19 protein-coding genes and 3 pseudogenes are annotated in these 19,230 nt (G+C 71.8%); 13 read left to right on the top strand and 9 right to left on the bottom strand.

Going from position 1 to position 19,230, the window contains the following annotated elements:
• The first annotated feature begins 3 nt into the window (after positions 1–3).
• The 4 genes from Athai_RS20860 to Athai_RS20845 are packed head-to-tail and all read left to right on the top strand — an operon-like array spanning position 4 to position 3,924.
• On the top strand, positions 4–981 hold the full coding sequence (locus Athai_RS20860) for an ABC transporter permease (protein WP_203963062.1): 978 nt from the start codon (positions 4–6) through the stop codon (positions 979–981).
• Positions 981–1,853, top strand: coding sequence for an ABC transporter permease (locus Athai_RS20855; protein WP_203963061.1), 873 nt, complete (start codon positions 981–983; stop codon positions 1,851–1,853). Before Athai_RS20860 ends, Athai_RS20855 begins: the two co-directional genes overlap by 1 nt.
• On the top strand, positions 1,850–2,926 hold the full coding sequence (locus Athai_RS20850; RefSeq protein WP_203963060.1) for an ABC transporter ATP-binding protein: 1,077 nt from the start codon (positions 1,850–1,852) through the stop codon (positions 2,924–2,926). Before Athai_RS20855 ends, Athai_RS20850 begins: the two co-directional genes overlap by 4 nt.
• A complete protein-coding gene (locus Athai_RS20845) occupies positions 2,923–3,924 on the top strand; it encodes an ABC transporter ATP-binding protein (protein WP_203963059.1) in 1,002 nt (333 codons plus the stop codon). The genes Athai_RS20850 and Athai_RS20845 overlap by 4 nt, the downstream gene beginning before the upstream one ends.
• Before the next feature lie 38 nt (positions 3,925–3,962).
• Here Athai_RS20845 and Athai_RS20840 read toward each other — a convergent pair whose 3' ends face one another.
• Positions 3,963–5,369 (bottom strand): MFS transporter, encoded by a 1,407-nt coding sequence (locus Athai_RS20840; RefSeq protein WP_203963058.1) that lies wholly within the window; start codon positions 5,367–5,369, stop codon positions 3,963–3,965.
• A 256-nt stretch (positions 5,370–5,625) separates the two neighbouring features.
• Here Athai_RS20840 and Athai_RS35340 point away from each other — a divergent pair.
• The 3 genes and pseudogenes from Athai_RS35340 to Athai_RS20830 form a co-directional block, all read left to right on the top strand.
• Positions 5,626–5,805, top strand: a pseudogene (locus Athai_RS35340) (helix-turn-helix domain-containing protein); the annotation flags it as partial.
• Positions 5,806–5,825: 20 nt separating this feature from the next.
• Positions 5,826–6,245 carry an SbtR family transcriptional regulator gene (locus Athai_RS35335; protein ID WP_420829836.1) on the top strand — a complete coding sequence of 140 codons (420 nt, stop codon included), beginning with the start codon at positions 5,826–5,828 and terminating at the stop codon, positions 6,243–6,245.
• Positions 6,246–6,327: 82 nt separating this feature from the next.
• Complete coding sequence (locus Athai_RS20830; protein WP_203963057.1) at positions 6,328–6,582, top strand: ribbon-helix-helix domain-containing protein; 255 nt, start codon at positions 6,328–6,330, stop codon at positions 6,580–6,582.
• Between the two features lie 514 nt (positions 6,583–7,096).
• Here Athai_RS20830 and Athai_RS20825 read toward each other — a convergent pair.
• From Athai_RS20825 to murA, 3 genes and pseudogenes are all read right to left on the bottom strand, one after another.
• Positions 7,097–8,278, bottom strand: coding sequence for a GNAT family N-acetyltransferase (locus Athai_RS20825; RefSeq protein ID WP_203963056.1), 1,182 nt, complete (start codon positions 8,276–8,278; stop codon positions 7,097–7,099).
• The gene (locus Athai_RS20820) at positions 8,278–8,907 is read right to left on the bottom strand and encodes a DUF3043 domain-containing protein (protein WP_203963055.1); all 630 of its coding nucleotides are present in this window, start codon (positions 8,905–8,907) and stop codon (positions 8,278–8,280) included. Before Athai_RS20820 ends, Athai_RS20825 begins: the two co-directional genes overlap by 1 nt.
• A gap of 66 nt (positions 8,908–8,973) precedes the next feature.
• Positions 8,974–10,343: pseudogene (gene murA / locus Athai_RS20815) on the bottom strand (UDP-N-acetylglucosamine 1-carboxyvinyltransferase).
• 502 nt (positions 10,344–10,845) lie between these two features.
• On the opposite strand from murA, the pseudogene Athai_RS20810 reads away from it, so the two are divergent.
• The 5 genes and pseudogenes from Athai_RS20810 to Athai_RS20790 all read left to right on the top strand — a co-directional run bounded on the left by Athai_RS20810 (position 10,846) and on the right by Athai_RS20790 (position 15,433).
• Positions 10,846–11,960 (top strand): annotated as a pseudogene (locus Athai_RS20810) (glycerate kinase family protein).
• Between the two features lie 186 nt (positions 11,961–12,146).
• On the top strand, positions 12,147–12,503 hold the full coding sequence (erpA, locus tag Athai_RS20805) for an iron-sulfur cluster insertion protein ErpA (protein ID WP_203963054.1): 357 nt from the start codon (positions 12,147–12,149) through the stop codon (positions 12,501–12,503).
• A 268-nt stretch (positions 12,504–12,771) separates the two neighbouring features.
• Positions 12,772–13,749 (top strand): carbohydrate kinase family protein, encoded by a 978-nt coding sequence (locus Athai_RS20800; RefSeq protein WP_203963053.1) that lies wholly within the window; start codon positions 12,772–12,774, stop codon positions 13,747–13,749.
• A 306-nt stretch (positions 13,750–14,055) separates the two neighbouring features.
• Positions 14,056–14,991, top strand: a complete 936-nt coding sequence (gene ctaC / locus Athai_RS20795; protein ID WP_203963052.1) for an aa3-type cytochrome oxidase subunit II — start codon at positions 14,056–14,058, stop codon at positions 14,989–14,991.
• A 13-nt stretch (positions 14,992–15,004) separates the two neighbouring features.
• A complete protein-coding gene (locus tag Athai_RS20790) occupies positions 15,005–15,433 on the top strand; it encodes a cytochrome c oxidase subunit 4 (RefSeq protein WP_203963051.1) in 429 nt (142 codons plus the stop codon).
• Positions 15,434–15,633: 200 nt separating this feature from the next.
• Here Athai_RS20790 and Athai_RS20785 read toward each other — a convergent pair whose 3' ends face one another.
• From Athai_RS20785 to Athai_RS20765, 5 genes are all read right to left on the bottom strand, one after another.
• Positions 15,634–15,816, bottom strand: a complete 183-nt coding sequence (locus tag Athai_RS20785; RefSeq protein WP_203963050.1) for a hypothetical protein — start codon at positions 15,814–15,816, stop codon at positions 15,634–15,636.
• Positions 15,817–15,942: 126 nt separating this feature from the next.
• On the bottom strand, positions 15,943–16,302 hold the full coding sequence (locus tag Athai_RS20780) for a GNAT family N-acetyltransferase (protein ID WP_203963049.1): 360 nt from the start codon (positions 16,300–16,302) through the stop codon (positions 15,943–15,945).
• A 16-nt stretch (positions 16,303–16,318) separates the two neighbouring features.
• Positions 16,319–16,636 carry a nucleoside triphosphate pyrophosphohydrolase gene (locus tag Athai_RS20775; RefSeq protein ID WP_203963048.1) on the bottom strand — a complete coding sequence of 106 codons (318 nt, stop codon included), beginning with the start codon at positions 16,634–16,636 and terminating at the stop codon, positions 16,319–16,321.
• Positions 16,637–16,796: 160 nt separating this feature from the next.
• Positions 16,797–17,843: an anthranilate phosphoribosyltransferase gene (gene trpD / locus Athai_RS20770; RefSeq protein ID WP_203963047.1), complete on the bottom strand. Its 1,047-nt coding sequence runs from the start codon at positions 17,841–17,843 to the stop codon at positions 16,797–16,799.
• A gap of 29 nt (positions 17,844–17,872) precedes the next feature.
• Positions 17,873–18,295: a hypothetical protein gene (locus Athai_RS20765; protein ID WP_203963046.1), complete on the bottom strand. Its 423-nt coding sequence runs from the start codon at positions 18,293–18,295 to the stop codon at positions 17,873–17,875.
• Between the two features lie 274 nt (positions 18,296–18,569).
• On the opposite strand from Athai_RS20765, the gene ctaE reads away from it, so the two are divergent.
• On the top strand, positions 18,570–19,169 hold the full coding sequence (ctaE, locus tag Athai_RS20760) for an aa3-type cytochrome oxidase subunit III (protein WP_239157060.1): 600 nt from the start codon (positions 18,570–18,572) through the stop codon (positions 19,167–19,169).
• Positions 19,170–19,230 lie beyond the last annotated feature (61 nt).

The raw sequence follows: 19,230 nt of genomic DNA, 5'->3' as shown, positions 1-19,230 counted from the left end.
CGGTTGCGCTACCTGCTGCGGCGGCTCGGGTTCTACCTGATCACGGCCTGGGCCGCCATCACGATCAACTTCCTGATCCCCCGGCTGATGCCGGGGGACCCGGTCGACCTGATGGTCGCCCGGATGAACGGCCAGATCGACCCGGACGCGATCGAGTCGATGAAGAAGTCGTTCGGGCTGACCGGCGGCTCCATCTGGTCCCAGTACTGGGACTACCTCGGCAACCTGCTGCACGGCGAGCTGGGGCGGTCGATCACGTTCTATCCGACCCACGTCTCGTCGGTGATCGGCGGTGCGCTGCCGTGGACGATCGGGCTGGTCGGCATCGCCACCGTGATCAGCTACCTGATCGGTACCTCGCTCGGGGTCGTCGCCGCCTGGCGTCGCGGTACCTGGCTCGACTCGATCCTGCCGACGACCACGTTCCTGCAGGCGGTGCCGTACTTCTGGGTGGCGCTGGCGCTGGTCATGGTGTTCGGGGTGTCGCTGTCCTGGCTGCCGGTGTCGGGTGCCTACTCGCTGGACGTCACGACCGGGTTCAACGGTGCGTTCGTCGGCAGCGTGCTGTACCACGCGATCCTGCCGGCGATCACGATCGTGGTGGCGTCGATCGCCGACCGGGTGATGGGCATGCGCAACGTCATGGTCACCACCCTCGGCGAGGACTACGTGACGATGGCCGAGGCCAAGGGGTTGACCAGCCGGCGGGTGATGTGGCGGTACGCGGCGCGCAACGCGATCCTGCCGAACATCACCAGCTTCAGCCTGTCGCTGGGGTTCGTGGTGGGCGGTTCGGTACTCACCGAGATCGTCTTCTCCTACCCGGGGGTCGGCTCGGTGCTGCTCAAGGCCGTGGAGAACGAGGACTTCCCGTTGATGCAGGGCATCTTCCTGATCATCTCGCTGGCCGTACTGGCGGCGAACCTGCTCGCCGACATCGCCTACGTGGCGCTCGATCCGCGTACCCGGCAGGAGGCGTGATGGCCGGCATCCTGCGTTCCCCGAAGATCGTCGCGGGGCTGCTGATCCTCGCGTTCTTCGTCGTGCTCGCGGTGTTCGGGCCGCTGCTGGTCGGCGCCGACCCGACGAAGACCAGCGGCGTGGGGCTCGCCGGCCCGTCCGCCGCGCACTGGCTGGGTACCACCCAGAGCGGCCAGGACGTGCTCGCCCAGGTGGTGTACGGCGCGCGCATCTCGATGGGCGTCGGCGTGCTGTCCGCGGTGATCGCCACCGCGCTGTCCATCGTGGTCGGCCTGGTCGGCGGGTACGTCGGCGGTGTCGTCGACGAGGTGCTGTCGCTGATCACCAACATCTTCCTGGTCCTGCCGGCGCTGCCGCTGGTGATCGTGCTCGCCGGCTACCTGCCCAGCCGCGGGGTGACGTCGGTGGCCGCGGTGATCGCGGTGACCGGCTGGGCCTGGGGCGCCCGGGTGCTGCGGGCGCAGACCCTCACGTTGCGCGGCCGGGACTACGTGCAGGCGGCGAAGGCCGGCGGCGAGCGCCCCTGGCGGATCGTGTTCGCCGAGATCCTGCCGGTGGAGTTCCCGGTCATCGCGACGAGCTTCCTGGCCACCGTGCTGGCCGCGATCCTCGCCGAGGCCGGCCTGTCGTTCCTGGGGCTGGCCAACCTGTCCACGGTCAGCTGGGGCACCATGCTGTACTTCGCGCAGAACAACCAGGCGCTGCTGGTCGGCGCGTGGTGGTGGTTCATCCCGCCGGGCCTGTGCATCGCGCTGATCGGCGCCGGGCTGGGTTTGCTCAACTTCGGTATCGACGAGATCGCCAACCCGCGACTGCGTACCGTCCTGCCCCGGCGCGCCCGCCGCGCCCGCCGCGCGGAGGTGGCGTCATGACGGAGCCGTTGCGCAACGGAGCGGAGTCCACGCTGGTACCGGCCGAGCCGGTGCTGTCGATGCGCGGCCTGTCGGTCGACTACCTGACCGGCACCTCGCCGGTACACGCGGTCGACGACGTGACGCTGGAACTGCGCCGGGGCGAGATCCTGGGACTCGCCGGCGAGTCCGGTTCCGGCAAGTCGACGCTGGCCAACGCGGTGGCCCGGCTGCTGCGGCCACCGGCGGTGGTGACCGGTGGCGAGGTGCTGTACCACCCGGCCGGCGGTGCCGACCCGGTGGACGTGCTGCGGATGGACGCCAGGACGCTGCGCAGGTTCCGCTGGCGCGAGCTGTCGGTGGTGTTCCAGTCGGCGATGAACTCGCTGAACCCGGTGGCCACGGTGGGCGCGCAGATCGACGACACGCTGCGGGCACACGACCGGACGCTGTCCGCCTCGGACCGCGAGCAGCGCTCGGCGGAGCTGCTGCGCCGGGTCGGCATCTCGGCCGACCGGGTGAAGAGCTACCCGCACGAGCTGTCCGGCGGGATGCGGCAGCGCGCCGCGATCGCGATCGCGCTGGCGCTCAACCCCGAGATCATCATCATGGATGAGCCGACCACCGCGCTGGACGTGGTGGTACAGCGGGACATCCTGCGGGAGATCTCGGCGCTGCGCCGGGAGTACGGGTTCGCCGTCGTGTTCATCACCCACGACCTGTCGCTGCTGCTGTCGATGGCCGACCGGATCGCCGTGATGTACGCCGGGCAGCTGGTCGAGGTGGGCGCCGCCCGCGACGTGCACGACGCGCCGAGCCACCCGTACACACACGGGCTGCTGCACTCGTTCCCGAAGCTGCGCGGGCCGCGGGAGGAGCTGCTGGGCATCCCGGGCACCCCACCGGACCTGCGTGACCTGCCGCCGGGGTGCCCGTTCCATCCGCGCTGCCGGTTCGCCGTCGACGCCTGCGCCGAGCTGACTCCGGCGCTGCTCGACGTCCACGCCGGCCAGTCCGCGGCCTGCCTGGCGCACGATCCGGCGTCCTACGGCGCACCGGTACCGGCCGAGCTGAACGGGGGGAGCGGTCGATGACCGAACGCGTTGCCGGTGACGAGGTGTTGACCGCCGAGAACGTCACCAAGCACTTCACCGCCTCGCGCGGTGGCCGGCTCGGCCGGCGCCGGCCGCCGGTGCGGGCGGTCGAGGACGTCAGCCTGTCGCTGACCGCCGGCCGGATCACCGCGATGGTCGGCGAGTCCGGCTGCGGCAAGTCCACGGTGGCCCGGCTGCTCGCGCAGATCTACCCGCCGACCGCGGGCCGGATCCTGCTGCACGGCAAGCCGGTGGGCCGCAGCCGGGACTACCGGCGACAGGTTCAGATGGTGTTCCAGGACCCGTTCGCCTCGCTCAACCCGTTCCACAAGGTGCACTACCACCTGGCCCGGCCGCTGAAACTGCACGGCCATGCCCGTACCGCCGCCGAGGTCGACGAGCAGGTCGCGGCGCTGCTGGAGCGGGTCAGCCTGACCCCCGTCGACCAGTTCATGCACAAGCTGCCGCACGAGCTGTCCGGCGGGCAGCGGCAGCGGGTGGCGATCGCGCGCGCCCTCGCGGTACGCCCGGTCGCGCTGATCGCCGACGAGCCGGTGTCGATGCTGGACGTGTCGATCCGGCTCGGCGTGCTGCGGCTGCTGGAGCAGCTCGCCCGGGAGGAGAACCTGGCGCTGCTCTACATCACCCACGACATCGCCAGCGCACGCTACTTCGCCGACGACATCCTGGTGATGTACGCCGGGCAGCTGATCGAGCAGGGGCCGGCCGGGAAGGTCACCGACGACCCGGCGCACCCGTACACCCGGCTGCTGCTGTCCGCGGCGCCCGACCCGGACCGGGTCGACGAGCCGGCCGACGAGACCACCGACCACGGCGAGCCGCCGAGCCTGATCAGCCCGCCGTCCGGCTGCCGGTTCCACCCGCGCTGCCCGGTGGCGATGCCGACCTGCTCGACGACCGTACCGACCCGGGCGCAGGTCGCCGACGCGCACTGGACCAATTGCCACCTCTACGACCAGGCCCCGGTCGACGCCTGACCGGCGGACTCACCCGGCGGCCGTCGAGCGCAGCGGGGTCAGGCGGTGGTGGGGTGCCGGTGGCGGATCACGAAGAGGATGTTGAGCAAGGCGGCGGCGACGAGGGCGGTACCGAGGGCGAACGCGGCGCTGGCACCGTGCGCGAGCCCGGTGGTGCCGGTGCCGGCGACCGCCCCGTACGCGGTGACGAGCGCGGCGAGCCCGAGGGCGCCGCCGATCTGCTGCAACATCTGCAGCGTCCCGGACGCGGCACCGGAGTCCCCCTGCGGTACGGATCGCAGGATCGTCGCCGAGGCGGGTACGAAGCTGCATCCGACGCCGAGCCCGAGCAGCACCATCGGCCCGAACAGCGCGGTCCAGTACCCGTCACCGGCGTCCAGTCGGGTCAGCCACCCGACTCCCGAACCGAGCAGCAGGGCACCGACCACCATCAGCGGCTTCGCCCCGTACCGCTGGATGAGCCGGGGAGCGAGCCGCGCCGCGGCGAACGCCAGGACGGTCAGCGGCAGGAACGCCAGGCCGGTGCGCAGCGCATCGTAGTGCGCTACCAGGCCGAGGTACTGGCTGACGAAGAAGAACACCCCGAACATCGCCGACGGCAGCACCAGCATGTTGACGTACCCGCCGGTGCGGTTGCGGTCGGCGAACAGGGACAGCGGCAGCAGCGGCTCCCCGATCCGCCACTCGACCAGCACGAACGCGACCAGTACCGGCACCGCCACCGCGAACGCGCCGAGGGTCGCCGGCGCGTCCCAGCCGGCCGTCGCGGCGTGCAGGAACCCGTACGCGAGGGCGCCGACGCCGATCGTCGCGGTCACCGCGCCGGCCAGGTCCAGCCGGTGCCGGTGCCGGGGCGCCTCCGTGACCACCAGCGGCGCGAGCACGACCAGGGCGATCCCGATCGGTACGTTGATGAACAGAACCCAGCGCCAGGAGACCCAGGCGGTCAGCATCCCGCCGAGCAGCAACCCCACCGAGCCGCCGGCGCCGGCGACCGAGGAGTAGAGCGCGATCGCGCGCACCCGGGCCGGCCCGTCGAAGTTCGTCACGATAAGCGCCAGCGCGCTCGGTGCGGCCAGCGCGGCGGCGACACCCTGCACGACCCGGGCGGCGAGCAGCATCCCGGCGTTCGCCGACAGCCCACCGACCAGCGAGGCGAGCGTGAACAGCGCTATGCCGGCGACGAACAGCCGGCGCCGGCCGTACAGGTCGCCGATCCGCCCGCCGAGCAGCAGCAGCCCGCCGAACGCGAGCGAGTACGCGTCCATCACCCAGGCGATCGACGCGGGGGAGAAGTGCAGGGCGGTACGGATCTGCGGCAGCGCCACGGTCACCACGGTCGAGTCGAGCATCAGCATCAGCTGGCAGGTGATGATCACCATCAGCGCCAGCCCGGCGTATGGTCGTCGCCCGGTTCCGGTGGTACGCGGGACGGTTGTGGTCATTGGTGGACTCCGGTTTCCTGCGCGAAGATGGCACGGCACGCGAGCGTGTGCGGGCAGCACGTCACGCGAGCGTGTGCAGGCAGCACGTCACGCGAGCGTGTGCGGGCAGCACGGCACGCGAGCGTGTGCGGGCAGCACGGCACGCGAGCGTGCAAACGGCACGGCACGGCAAGACGAATTGGAGACAGTCTCCGTTTAGCTCTGAGGGGTAGAATACGGAGATGGTCTCCGGTTGGCAACCCGGTAGAGGAGACGAATGGCCACCGCGGCACGGCCGATGCGCGCCGACGCGCGTCGCAACTACGAGCGGCTGCTCGCGGTCGCCCGGGAGGCGATCACCGAACGCGGCGCGGAGGTGAGCCTGGACGACATCGCCCGGCGCGCCCACGTCGGCCCCGGCACGCTGTACCGGCACTTCCCGAACCGGGACGCGCTGCTCGGCGCGGTGCTCGCGGACTGGGCCGAGGAACTGCGGCGACAGGGCGACGACCTGGTGGCCGACCCGGACCCGGCCGGCGCGCTGGACCGCTGGCTGCGCCTGCTGCTCGGCCACCTCGGTACCTACCGGGGCTCGCGGCCGCGATCCTCGCCTCCACCGGGGACGACGAGTCGGCGCTCGCACAGGCCTGCGAGCCGATGCACGACACCGGCCGGGCGCTGGTCGAACGCGCCCGTACGGCGGGCGCGGTGCGGCCCGAGCTGACCGCCGCGGACGTACACCGGATGGTGCACGGTATCGCCCTGATCACCGAGAACCTGCCGGACCGCGCCGCCGCCGCGGACCGCATGCTCACCGTCCTGCTCGCCGGCCTGCGCCCGACTCCGAATGGTGCCACCAGTCCGGCTGGGTGTGGGGAATCTCCGCAAAGGCCCTAATCGGACACTGAATGTCATGATGAAGCGGCAGCGGGCGGAACCGTAACGACGAGAATTCGAACCAGAGTGGTATCATCGTTGTATGGCTATGACGTTGCGTCTACCTCCGGACATAGAAGATCAACTCAAGAGACTCGCCAAACACGACCACCGCAGCGTGCAGCAGCAAGTGGTCGTCGCGATCGAGGAATACCTGTCTGCGCGAGAGACCAACGAGGTCCTCGCCGACCCGGCAACCCTCCGCGACCTGGCCGACGCCCGTGAGTCCGAGCAGGCCGGCGACATCCTGTACGGAACCGACGCCGTCCGCGCGCTGATCGCCGAGCGCACGAGGTGAGTGGCGCCGACCCCTACGAAGTCGGCCTCGCCCGACCCGCCCGGCGCGCCTTGTCCGAACTGCTTCCCCCCGACGTGGCGGCAGCCGCGGCTGAGTTCATCACCGGCCCCTTGGCTCGTGAGCCCTACCGGGTGGGTAGGCCGTTGCGCGGCGCCTTGGCGGGTTTACACAGCGCTCGGGTCGGCACCGTTTGGCGGGTTCTGTACCGCATCGACGAGCCGAAGCACGCAGTCATCGTGCAGACCATTCGACACCGCGCCACCGCGTACCGGCAGGGTTGAGTAGCGCCTTGATGCCGGGTCTGCGGTCGGGTCCAGCGACAGTAGGCGAGCGCGGCGAGGCCGGGTTCGGTCAACCCGCCCTCGCCCGCGGTGCCGCCTCATGGCGCGGTCCACGTACGAAAACGGTCCCCGAGGCCGGCAGGCCCGCACACCTGGCCGGTCCCGCTGTGACGATCGCGGCGCGAGCGCCCGCGCCGCAGGCGGATGGTACCGGCCGGTGTATCGCCGGGCGGTCAGAAGTGGGCGACCAGGTGGCTGGTGGTGGCCGGGAACAGCGAGCGCAGCGTGGCGGCGGCCGGCTCGTCGACGGAGCCGTACCCGCGCAGCGCCAGCTCGGCCGGATCCAGCGCGCCGTAGACCAGCGCGGCGAGGCCGTGCCCGGTCAACTCGGCGGTGGGGGTTCCGCCGGGCGTGACGGTGAGTGTGCCGCCGCCGGACAGCGAGTACACCCCGCCGATCAGCGGGTCGTCCACCCGGACGGTCAGCTCGCCCGGACCGGCGTCGATGCCCGCGAGTCCCGCGACCGACAGGATGCGGGCCATCGGCGCCGCGTCGGTCATCGGCGCGACCTTCGTCTCGACGGTCAGGTCGGCGTCCGCGGTCCAGGTCTCCGGGGTCTCGCCGGGTGGCAGCGGCAGCACCGCGCTGGCCACCTGGTCGGTGTGCCGCGCCACCCAGGCCAGCAGCAGCGACCTGGTGACCGGGTCGCGGTAGAGGAACCGGTGCGCGTCGAGATCCGCGCCGTGCTCGGTGATGGTGTACCGCAGGTAGCCGGTCACCCGGCCGTCCAGCCGGGCGACCGCCGCCCACTCCGGCGTCTGGGTGGCGAGCAGCTCGCCGTCCGGATCGTCGTACACCGCCATGCCCGGTACGCGGGCGGCCAGCTCGGTCTCGAACCGCTGGATCTCGCCGGCGACCTCGGTCTGCCGGTGCAGGGTCACCTCGCCCGGCAGGTCCAGGCGCAGCAGCGGCAGCAGCGCGGCCGGCGCGATCCGCACCCGGCGCTCCTGCGCCAGTCCGGCGTAGCCGAACCGCTCGTAGAACGACGGCCGGAACGGGTACAGCGTGCTGACCACCTGGCCCTGGTCGCGCATGTCGGCCAGCACCGCGGTCAGCAGCGTGCGGGCCCGGCCGCCACGCCGGGCCGCCGGGTCGGTGGCCACGCCACCGATGCCGCCCATCGGCAGCAGCCGGCCGCGCACGTGCTGGCGCATCCGCCACACCATCGCGGTGGCGCGCGCCGCGCCGTCCTCGTACAGCACGTGGGTGCGGCTGAACCGCGCGTAGGTCTTCGCCCGGACCAGCTCCCGCTCGGTGTCCAGCTCGGCCGGGCTCGGCTGGAACGCGTACCGGGTCAGCCGCACCGAATCGGTCGACCACTCGACGGGATCGACCACCCGGACGGTGACCGGCATCAGATCGGGTCGCCGATCTTGACCTGGGGGGACGGTAGCCGCAGCTTGCGGAACGTGATCGAGCGCATCACGACGTACATGTACATGCTGCCCCAGCGCACCGTGGCCTTTGGCATCTTCGCCTTCAGGGTCTTGCGCACCTTCCGGCACAGCAGCACCGAGTCGAGGATGAACAGGAACGCCAGCGCGAACCACAGCACCTGAGCGACGGTCCGGATGCCCGCCGGCATGCTCTGCGAGGTGCCGATCAGGATCACCAGCGCCGCGATCAGGAAGTAGCTGCCGATGTTGCGGCGCGAATCGACGACCTTGCGGGCCAGCGCCTTCTCCGGCCCGCGGTCCCGGGTCGGCAGGTAACGCTCGTCGCCCTCGGCCATCTTCTGCCGGGCCTCGGCCCGCTCGGACCGCTGCCGGTCCCGCAACCGGCGGGCCGCCTCCTTGCGATCCGCCGGTGGCGGCTCCTTCGCCCGCTTCTGCGCCTCGCTGCGCTTCGGGGTCGCCTTGCCCTTCTTCTCCGTGTACGACCGGGGTCGGTTCACCGCCTCGTCGGCCTCGGTGGCCTCGTCGGGCTCGGTGTCGACGGTCTCGGTCGCGGCGGCGTCGGCGCGCCGCTTGAACAGGGAGGGCACGCACGAAGGGTAGCCGGAATCACCAGCCCGGTTCCACCGGCCCGCCCGGCTACCCGTCGTGACCGGTCAGCGGGCCGCCTCGACGGGGCCGCCGGCCAGCCGCAACCCGGCCCGCTCGTACGCCGGGCCGTCCACGGTGGCGCCTAGCGCGGCGAGCTTCGCGCCGAAGTCCTCGTAACCCCGGTCGATCAGGTGCACGCCGAACACCCGGGAGCTGCCCTCCGCGGCCAGCGCGGCGATGAAGTGGCTGAACCCGCCGCGCAGGTCCGGGATCACCAGGTCGTTGCCCTGCAGCTTGCTCGGGCCGGAGACCACCGCCGAGTGCCGGTAGCCGCCGTGCCCGAACCTGCACGGGGTGGCGCCCAGGCACGCCGAGTACACCTGGATCGTGGCGCCCATGGTGACCAGCGCGTCGGTGAAGCCGAGCCGGTTCTCGTACACGGTCTCGTGCACGATCGACAGGCCGCGGGCCTGGGTCAGCGCCACCACCAGCGGCTGCTGCCAGTCGGTCATGAAGCCCGGGTGCACGTCGGTTTCCAGCGCCACCGCGCCCAGATCGCCGCCCGGATGCCAGAACCGGATCCCGCCGTCGAGCGGGTCGTCGTCCACCTCGAACTCGCCGCCGACCGCCCGGTAGACGTTGAGGAACGTCATCAGGTCGGCCTGCCGGGCACCGCGGACCAGCACGTCGCCGCGGGTGGCCAGCGCCGCGCAGGCCCAGCTCGCCGCCTCCAGCCGGTCCGGCAGCGGCCGGTGCGAGTACCCGCGCAGGGCCGGTACCCCCTCGATCCGCAGCAGCCGGTCGGTGTGCACGGTGATCAGCGCGCCCATCTTCTGCAGCAGCGCGATCAGGTCGGTGATCTCCGGCTCGACGGCGGCGTTGTGCAGCTCGGTGATGCCGTCGGCCAGTACCGCGGTCAGCAGCACCTGCTCGGTCGCGCCGACGCTCGGGTACGGCAGCCGCAGCGTGGTGCCGTGCAGCCCGTCCGGTGCGGTGATCGCGAGGCCGTCCGGTGTCTTGTCCACCACCGCGCCCATCTCGCGCAGCGCGTCGAGGTGGAAGTCGATCGGCCGGCCGCCGATCCGGCAGCCGCCCAGGTCCGGGATGAACGCCCGGCCCAGCCGGTGCAGCAGCGGGCCGCAGAACAGGATCGGGATCCGGCTCGCGCCGGCGTGCACGTTCAACTCCTCGACGTCCGCCGCCCCACGTTCGCCGGATCCAGCACCAGCCGACCGTCGCCGGCCGGCTCGACCCGCACCCCGTGCAGCCGCAGCAGCCCGGTCACCACCTCGACGTCGCGGATCGCCGGTACGTCGTACAACGTGCTCGGTGTGCTGCCGAGCAGGGCCGCCACCATCGCCTTGGACACCAGGTTCTTCGCGCCGCGTACCCGGATCTCGCCGCACAGCGGCGTGCCGCCGCGGACCACGAGCATGTCGCCCGGGTCCGGGTACGAAGAGTCGAAGCTGCGAGCCGACGGTTCTGCGCTCACGGCGTACCTCCCCCTGATTCCGCCGCGGACCACGGTCGCTGCGCGACCGCCCCCGACGGTCGCTGCGCGGCCGCCCCCGACGGCCGATCGCGACACTATCCGCTCGGTTACCGAACGCATCCGGAATGTCGCTGCTGCGTGATCAATCCCCCAGTTCCTCCGAAGCCGCGGCGACCCCCTCGCCGCCTTGCGCGGAAAGCGACGCCCACCGGCCGATGAGCGTCGAGTCCGCCATGCCCGACACCGCGGCGCAGCCGTTCTGGCCGGTCCACGATCCGCGGATAGGAGCAAACATCACTGTTTACTCTCCGCTGAACCCCGGCCCCGGACCGGCGGCTTGCCGCTGCGATCACCCGCCCGTGGTACCCAGCCGGTTCCGGCCCGTCGCCCGCCCGGTCGAGATCCGCCGGTACCGGTCGCGCCGGGCATGCTGTTGACTGCCGCCATGCGAGTACTGATCTGCCCGGACAAGTTCGCCGGCACGCTGACCGCACCCGAGGCGGCCGCGGCCATCGAGGCCGGCTGGCGCAGCGTCGGCCCGGACGACACGGTGCTGGTCCGGCCGCTCGCCGACGGCGGCCCCGGCTTCCTGGACGTGCTGGCCGCTGCGCTGCCCGGCCGCCGCGTCCCGGTCCGCGTCACCGACCCGCTCGGCCGGCCCACCGACGGCGAGCTGCTGCTGGTCGGTGACACCGCCTACGTCGAGTCCGCCCAGGCCTGCGGCCTGCACCTGCTGGCCGCCGACGAGCGCGACCCGAACCGGACCACCTCGTACGGGCTGGGCCTGCTGCTCGCCGCCGCGGCCGAGACCGGGGCCCGCACCGCGGTGGTCGGGCTCGGCGGCTCCGCGACGAACGACGGTGGCGCCGGGATGCTCGCCGCGCTCGGCGCCGCGCCGGTCGACGACGCCGGCCGGGTGCTGCCGTACGGCGGGGCCGCGCTGCTGGCCGCGGCCGGGCTGTCCGGTACGCCCCGGCTGCGCGGCATGGCGCTGGTGGCCGCCACCGACGTGGACAACCCGCTGACCGGGCTGTCCGGCGCCTCCGCGGTGTTCGGGCCGCAGAAGGGCGCCGACCGGGCGGACGTGCTGCGGCTCGACGACGCGCTGGGTCGCTACGCCGCGGTCCTGGTCGCCGACCTGCCGGGGTGCCCGCCGGACGTGGCCGTGCTGCCCGGGGCCGGCGCCGCCGGCGGCCTCGGCGCCGCGCTGTACGCGCTCGGCGCCACCCGCACCTCGGGGCCGGGCTGGTGCGTTCGCTGGTCGACCTGGACGCCGCGCTCGACGACTGCGACCTGGTGATCACGGGGGAGGGGTCGTTCGACTTCCAGTCGCTGCGCGGCAAGCTGCCGGCGATGGTCGCCGCCGCGGCCGCCGAGCGGGGCGTGCCCTGCCTGGTGCTCGCCGGCCGGGTCGACGTCGGCCGGCGGGAGGCCGCGGCGGCCGGCATCGAGGCGGCGTACTCGGTGGTCGACGAGGTGGGCAGCGTCGAGGCGGCGATGGCCGCGCCGGCGGCCGGCCTGACCGCACTCGCCGCGCGCACCGCCCGCCGGTGGCGCTGACCCGACAGCCGGCGCGATCCGGGTGAAAACGGGCGTCCTGCCGATCCGGCGCCGTGCGGGGCAGGTCACCGCCGAGCCGGTGGCGGGTCGCCGATCCTGTGCGAGTATGGGAATGCATGCCTAGGGCGCCGTTGTTCCACGCCATGAGGCAGACCAGATACCACAAACCGGCGCAGGGAGCACCACGTGACTGTTCAGCAGACCACCGAGTCGTCCACCGATGGGATCATCCTCACCGACGTCGCGGCGGAGAAGGTCAAGGCGCTGCTCGACCAGGAAGGCCGCGACGACCTGCGGCTGCGGGTCGCGGTCCAGCCCGGCGGCTGCTCCGGCCTGCGGTACCAGCTGTTCTTCGACGAGCGTTCGCTCGACGGTGACGTGGTGAAGGACTTCGGCGGTGTCGAGGTCGTGGTCGACCGGATGAGCGTGCCGTACCTCAGTGGCGCGACGATCGACTTCGCCGACCGCATCGACCGGCAGGGCTTCACCATCGACAACCCGAACGCGAGCGGTTCCTGCGCCTGCGGCGACAGCTTCCACTGATCCTCCGGCGGCCTCAGGCGCCCGCTGGACTGCGCCGATTCGAGGCTTGTGTGCGTTCGCACACGGCGCTTCGCCTCGGCTTGCCAGCGAACGCCTGAGGCTCGCCTCGCTCACGTCCCCTCGGGGGACGTCATAACGGAATGAACGAGGGCTACCCGTGTGGAGGGTGGCCCTCGTTGTGTTCTGGGTGGTCGGTGAATTCCGGGTGACGCCGGTACGCTGGCGCGGCGCACTGTTGGTTAACCACGTCCGTCCGGAAGGTTCCACCATGAAGATCGCCGTCACTGGTTCGATCGCCACCGACCATCTGATGCACTTCCCGGGTCGGTTCGCCGAGCAGCTGCTGCCCGACCAGCTGCACCAGGTGTCGCTGTCGTTTCTGGTGGACGAGCTGGAGGTACGCCGCGGCGGAGTGGCCGCCAACATCGCGTTCGGGATGGCCCAGCTCGGTCTGAGCCCGCTGCTGGTCGGGGCGGTGGGCGTCGACTTCACGGACTACCGCGGGTGGCTGACCCGGCACGGCGTCGACTGCGACTCGGTGCACGTCTCGGAGACCGCCCACACCGCGCGGTTCGTCTGCACCACGGACGAGGACATGTGCCAGATCGCGTCGTTCTACGCGGGGGCGATGGCCGAGGCGCGAAACATCGAACTGCAGCCGGTCGCCGACCGCGCCGCCGGCCTCGACCTGGTGCTGGTCGGCGCGAACGACCCGGCGGCGATGCTGCGGCACTCCGACGAGTGCCGGCAGCGGGGCATCCCGTTCGCCGCCGACCCGTCCCAGCAACTGGCCCGGATGTCCGGCGAGGACGCGCGCAGCCTGATCGCGGGCGCCGACTACCTGCTCACCAACGACTACGAGAAGAACCTGCTGGAGCAGAAGACCGGCCTGTCCGACGAGGAGATTCTCGACCTGGTCAAGGTGCGGGTCACCACGCTGGGCAAGAACGGTGCCCGGATCACCGGCCGCGGCATGGAGCCGGTGCACGTCCCGGTCGCCAAGGAGATCGCGGCGCACGACCCGACCGGTGTCGGCGACGGCTTCCGCGCCGGCTTCTTCGCCGGCCTGTCCTGGGGGCTGACGCTGGAGCGCGCCGCCCAGATCGGCAGCATGCTCGCCACCCTCGTCCTGGAGACCGTCGGTACCCAGGAGTACACGGTCGAGCCGGAGCGGTTCGTCGCGCGGCTGGCCGAGTCGTACGGCGAGGTCTGCGCCAAGGAGGTCCGGGCCAAGCTGCTCGGCTGAGCCGGCGCGCCCGGCGAAACGGGTCCGCACCGCCGGTGGGGACCCGTTTCGTGCCCCGGTGAACCACGTCGAACGGCCCACCCGGCGGCCGGAGTGTGAAAGGCTTCGCAACAGGCGGTCACGGCTCGGCTTGTCCCGTTCCGACGCCAACCACCGAGGGCGGACCTTGCCACCCCATCGGCGTGCGGCCGGGGCAGGTCGAGTAATCTGCGACCGTCGGTGACAGCCGTCGCCGCACCCTGTTCCGCGGCAGTCGCCCCTCGCAGGCGACCGCGGATCGTCAACCGCACAGGAAGGCAGGAGCCGGTGGTCGCAGGTCCAACAGACACCGCTCGCGCCAGCCACGCGCCCCGTCCCGCCGCGGCCGCGGCCACCCCGCGGCGACGCGGGTCCGCCCGGCGGGTCGCCGCCGTCGCGTTCGGCGGCGCCGCGCTGCTCACGTCGCTCGCCGGCTGCTCGGCCAAGGACGCCTTCGCGTTCGGCTGGCCGCACGGCGGCATCACGCCGCAGGCGCACAAGATGTACAACATGTGGATCGGCTCCACGATCGCCGCGCTGTGCGTCGGCGTGCTGGTGTGGGGGCTGATCTTCTGGTGCGTGGTGCGCTACCGCAAGCGTGGCGAGCAGTTGCCTGTGCAGACCCGGTACAACCTGCCGATCGAGCTGGTCTACTCGATCGTGCCGTTCTTCGTGATCGCGGTGCTGTTCTACTACACGGCGATCACCGAGTCGTACGTCAACAAGACCTCCAAGCACCCCGACGCCACCGTGCACGTGGTGGCGTTCAAGTGGAACTGGCAGTTCCAGTACCCGGACGCCAAGGGCAGCAACGGTCAGCCGGTCGAGACGACCGGGACCAGCAGCTACATCCCGGTGCTGGTGGTGCCGACGCACAAGAAGGTCCAGTTCGTCGAGGACTCCCAGGACGTCATCCACTCGTTCTGGGTGCCGGAGCTGCTGTTCAAGCGGGACGTGTTCCCGGGCGGGACGACGAACAAGTTCGAGGTGACGATCGAGAAGGAAGGCGCCTACGTCGGCCGCTGCGCCGAGCTGTGCGGCACCTACCACTCGCAGATGAACTTCGAGATGCGCGCGGTCAGCTGGACCGACTACCAGAAGTTCCTGCAGGACAAGCAGAAGGGGATGTCGACGCCGGCCGCGCTGCGCGACATCGGGCAGGCGCCGTACGCGACGACCACGCACCCCTTCAACACCGACCGCACCTCTCGTACCGCGAGCTGAGGCGAACCTCCAGATGAAGACCGAATCCCGCATCTTCAATCTCGTCGCGCTGTTCCTGGCGATCGCGGCCGTCGTCTACGGCTTCTGGACCCGCGCCGCCGACGGGCACGTCGAGGTCATCGGCGTCGTCGCGCTGATCCTGTCCACCCTGCTGCTGCTGATGTGCGGGGCGTACTTCGCGTTCATCGCCCGCCGGATGGAGCCCCGCCCCGAGGACCGGGACGACGCCGAGATCGCCGACGGGGCCGGCGAGATCGGCTTCTTCAGCCCCGGCAGCTACTGGCCGTTCGGGATGGCGCTGGCCGCCGCGATCGCCGGCCTCGGCGTGGTGTTCTGGCAGGTCTGGCTGCTGGTCGCCGGGCTGATCGCGGTGATCGTCGCGGTCTGCGGTTTCGTCTTCGAGTACTACACGGGCACCCGCAAGGTGCATGGCCACGAGTAGGTCCGTTGGGGGCGCTGCGGCGGCCTGATTCGCCCGCTGGACTGCGCCGATCCGAGGCTTGGTGCCGCCTCGGCACACGGCGCCTCGGCTCGGCTTGCCAGCGAACGAAGCAGGCTCGCCTTGCTCACGTCCCCTCGGGGCCGGGGAGAAGTGGGTAAAGGGGCTCGCCGTCCTGGCGGGCCCCTTTCTCGTGCGTGGTCTCAGGCGGCCAGGACGCGGCGCGGTGTGCTCCGAGCGGGGGCCAGCGGGGGATCGACCAGGATCGCTTCGCCACAGTGCACGCAGCAGCGCTCCGGGCAGTCGGCGCCGTGCCCGTCCAGGCACTCGGGCCGTTCGAACGGGCGCTCCGCGTCGCACGTCGAGCAGTATCGGTACTCGTCCACGAGCCCGACCATGCCACCCGGGTACGACGGTGCCGCGGACGTGCCGCCGCCCGGCGTGTCGCGTCGCGCGGCCGGTCGCCGGTCTGGATGGCGGGCCGGGAGCGTCGGTCGGGACCGGTGGCTCGGTCAGCGCTGCGGCAGCGGCTTGCGGTACCCGTCGTCCGTCGGGCGGTAGCCCGCCACCTCGATGCCCGGCCGGTACTCCGCCAGCAGCACGGCGCTCGCGCCCAGCCGGGCGGCGAACCGTTCCGCGGCGGTCAGCAGGGCGCGCTCCGCACCGGCCACACCGGGCAGGACGACCAGCGTATCGATCCGGACCAGTTCCACCACGCCCGGCGGACCCGGCGGCGCACCGGTCAGCACGCAGCAGCCGACGGCGGTACCGTCCCGCTCGGCGAGCAGGCACAGCGCCCACGGTGGCGGGTCCGCCACGCCGAGCGTGGTCAGCGCTGCGTCGTCGGGGGGAACCGGTCGTACCGAGATCATGCCGGCGTCCCGGTGGTCAGCTGTGCACGGCGAGCAGCACGATGCGCTCGTCGTAGCCACCGCGTTCGGTGACCTTCTTCTCCCGCATCCGCTCCAGCTCGTCCGGGTCGGTGGACAGGTCGACCGCCAGAGCGCGCACGATCTCCATGATGTCGGCCAGCTCGGCCGGGTTCTCGTCCTCCAGGAACTCGTGCACCTCCTCGACCAGCTTGGCGCGGAGCAGGGCGCGGAACTCGACCGGGTCGGCCACCCGCGTCTCCGGACGGGCACCGGAAGCCGTCACGATCTCGGGGATCCGATCGCGTACCAGCTTGTCGTGGCGTTCGGTAGGCATCGCACCATTCTGCGAGAGCACCGGTCGTTACGCCACCGCGGGGCGGGTCGGATAACGCGGAGATTTCGGGTGCGGCCCGGTTTGTCCCTCATTCGGGTGACCGACGACGACACCCGGTCGCCGCGCCGGCGCCGGGCCGCTACGCCCGGTACCCGGCGACTCATCCGCGGGCGATGCGGACCCAACGGTCCAGGGTCGCCGCGGCCGCGCCGGTGTCGATCGCCGCGGCGGCCTCCCGCAACCCGTCCCGCAGCGCCGCGATCACGTCCCCGGCCAGGCCCCGGTAGGCGGCGATCGCCGCCGCCGCGTTGATCAGCACCGCCTCCCGCGCCGGCCCGGCCGTACCGGCCAACACGTCCCGGGCGACCGCCGCGTTGTACGTCGCGTCCGCGCCGCGCAGGTCCGCCGGCGTCGCCGGGGACAGCCCCAGCTCGCGCGCGTCGACGGTGCCCTCCCGTACCGCGCCGTCGTGCACCACCCACAACCGGGTCGGCGCCGTGGTGGTGAACTCGTCCAGCCCGTCCTCGCCGCGGAGTACCAGCGCGGAGCAGCCGCGGCCGGCGAGGACCCGGGCCAGCACCGGCGCCATCCGCAGGTCGGCGCAGCCGATCGCGCCGGCGCGGGGCAGCCCGGGGTTGGTCAGCGGGCCGAGGAAGTTGAAGAAGGTCGGCACGCCGATCTCGCGGCGCACCGGGCCGGCGTGCCGCATGCCGGGGTGGAAGCGGGCGGAGAAGCAGAACCCGATGCCCGCCTCCCGGACGCACCGGGCCACCTCGGCCGGCCCGAGCTCCAGCGGCACGCCGAGTTCCTCCAGCAGGTCGGCGGCGCCGCACCGGGACGAGGCGGCCCGGTTGCCGTGCTTGACCACCGGGACACCGGCACCGGCCGCGACCATCGCCGCCATGGTGGAGATGTTGACGGTGTGCGCGCCGTCCCCGCCGGTGCCGACGACGTCGACCGCGTCGGCCAGCTGGCCGGGCGCCGCGAGCGTGACCCGCTCGGCGTGTTCGAGCATCACGTCGACCAGGCCGGTGACCTCGGCCGGTGTCTCGCCCTTGGCACGCAGCGCGATCGCGAACCCGGCGATCTGCGCACCGGTGGCGTTGCCGGTCATGATCTCGCCCATGGCCCAGGCGGTGTCGTCGGTGCTCAGCGTGTCGCCGCGCAGCAGCGCGGACAGCAGGACCGGCCAGGTCCGATCGCCCATGATGGGCTCCTTGTCACCGAGTGGCGGGGTCACCGGGTGGTGGCGACGCGCCCTTCGCTCTGCCGGCGCAGCAGGTCGGCAAGCGTGTCGGCGGTGGTCACCGGGTCCAGTGGATGGGCAAGTACGGCGTCCGCGAGGGACCAGGCCGCGAGCCATCGGTCGGCGTCCCGGCCGACCACCACCACGGTCACCGGTGGGTCGGTGAACTCCTCCTTGACCTGGTGCGCGATGCCCATCCCGCCGGCCGGCCACGCCTCGCCGTCGAGCAGCAGCAGGTCGACGTCGTCGTCGTCCACGTGCATCAGCACGTCGCGCTGGTCGGCGCACTCGACGAAGGTGACCGACAGGTCGGCCGCGGGCCGGCGGCCGATGGCCAGCCGCATCCGCTCCCGGACCTTCTCGTCGTCGCTGTAGAGCAGGACGGTGCGGGCGATCGGTGCGGTGTTGACCATGGTGTCAGTGCTCCCCGGAGTGCTGGCCGGACGCCACGGATCGTACCCGTCGCCGCGGTCGCGGCGGCGAGCGGTGCCGGGGGAGGACCGGTACGTTGCGGCGTTTCGGCCGCGATCACCGCGCGTGCGGTGCACTCTGTTGTGGTATCGGCGACGAACCCACGGGGACAGGCATGGCGGTACGCAGGACGGACAGGCGCGACGAGACCTCGTGCCCGGCATGGGGGCAGACCCGGCGGTCACGCCCGACGGCTAGGGGGCAATAATGACCGGCGTGACTGCGGCACCCGCTATCGAACCGAGCCGGATCCACTCGCTGACCAGGCCCAACATGGTCAGCGTCGGCGTGATCGTCTGGCTGTCCAGCGAGCTGATGTTCTTCGCGGCGCTGTTCGCGATGTACTTCTCGATCCGCGCCGCGGCGCCGGAGCTGTGGGCGCACCACACTCCGACTCTCGACGTGCCCTACGCACTGGGCAACACCATCATCCTGGTGCTGTCCTCGGTGACCTGCCAGTTCGGTGTGTTCGCGGCCGAGCGCGGCAACGTCTACCGGCTGCGGATGTGGTTCTCGATCACGTTCATCATGGGCCTGGTCTTCGTGCTCGGGCAGCTGAACGAGTACCACAACCTCTACTCCGAGGGCCTGAAGATCAACACCGACGGCTACGGGTCGATGTTCTTCCTGACCACCGGGTTCCACGCGCTGCACGTGACCGGCGGTCTGGTGGCATTCCTGATCTACATGGTGCGCACCACGCTGGCGAAGTTCACGCCGGCGCAGGCGACCGCGGCCATCGTCGTCTCGTACTACTGGCACTTCGTCGACGTGGTGTGGATCGCGCTGTTCAGCATGGTCTACATCCTCAAGTGACGGCCGGTCGACGAGATCCAAGTGAATTGAGTGCATCGGTGCCGGTCGGTGACGGCCGGGG

It is taken from the genome of Actinocatenispora thailandica, assembly GCF_016865425.1.
GTDB classification, from domain to species: Bacteria; Actinomycetota; Actinomycetes; order Mycobacteriales; family Micromonosporaceae; genus Actinocatenispora; species Actinocatenispora thailandica.
Note: the sequence above shows the minus strand (reverse complement) of the source record. Positions and strands in the feature narration are given on the sequence as shown.

Bases quoted from the DNA above. Each gene is read 5' to 3' on its own strand.
- Athai_RS20855 (WP_203963061.1), top strand. From the start codon at position 981: ATGGCCGGCATCCTGCGTTCCCCGAAGATCGTCGCGGGGCTGCTGATC.
- Athai_RS20850 (WP_203963060.1), top strand. From the start codon at position 1,850: ATGACGGAGCCGTTGCGCAACGGAGCGGAGTCCACGCTGGTACCGGCC.
- Athai_RS20845 (WP_203963059.1), top strand. From the start codon at position 2,923: ATGACCGAACGCGTTGCCGGTGACGAGGTGTTGACCGCCGAGAACGTC.
- Athai_RS20840 (WP_203963058.1), bottom strand. From the start codon at position 5,369: ATGACCACAACCGTCCCGCGTACCACCGGAACCGGGCGACGACCATAC.
- Athai_RS20830 (WP_203963057.1), top strand. From the start codon at position 6,328: ATGGCTATGACGTTGCGTCTACCTCCGGACATAGAAGATCAACTCAAG.
- Athai_RS20825 (WP_203963056.1), bottom strand. From the start codon at position 8,278: ATGCCGGTCACCGTCCGGGTGGTCGATCCCGTCGAGTGGTCGACCGAT.
- Athai_RS20800 (WP_203963053.1), top strand. From the start codon at position 12,772: ATGAAGATCGCCGTCACTGGTTCGATCGCCACCGACCATCTGATGCAC.
- Athai_RS20790 (WP_203963051.1), top strand. From the start codon at position 15,005: ATGAAGACCGAATCCCGCATCTTCAATCTCGTCGCGCTGTTCCTGGCG.
- Athai_RS20780 (WP_203963049.1), bottom strand. From the start codon at position 16,302: ATGATCTCGGTACGACCGGTTCCCCCCGACGACGCAGCGCTGACCACG.
- Athai_RS20775 (WP_203963048.1), bottom strand. From the start codon at position 16,636: ATGCCTACCGAACGCCACGACAAGCTGGTACGCGATCGGATCCCCGAG.
- trpD (WP_203963047.1), bottom strand. From the start codon at position 17,843: ATGGGCGATCGGACCTGGCCGGTCCTGCTGTCCGCGCTGCTGCGCGGC.
- Athai_RS20765 (WP_203963046.1), bottom strand. From the start codon at position 18,295: ATGGTCAACACCGCACCGATCGCCCGCACCGTCCTGCTCTACAGCGAC.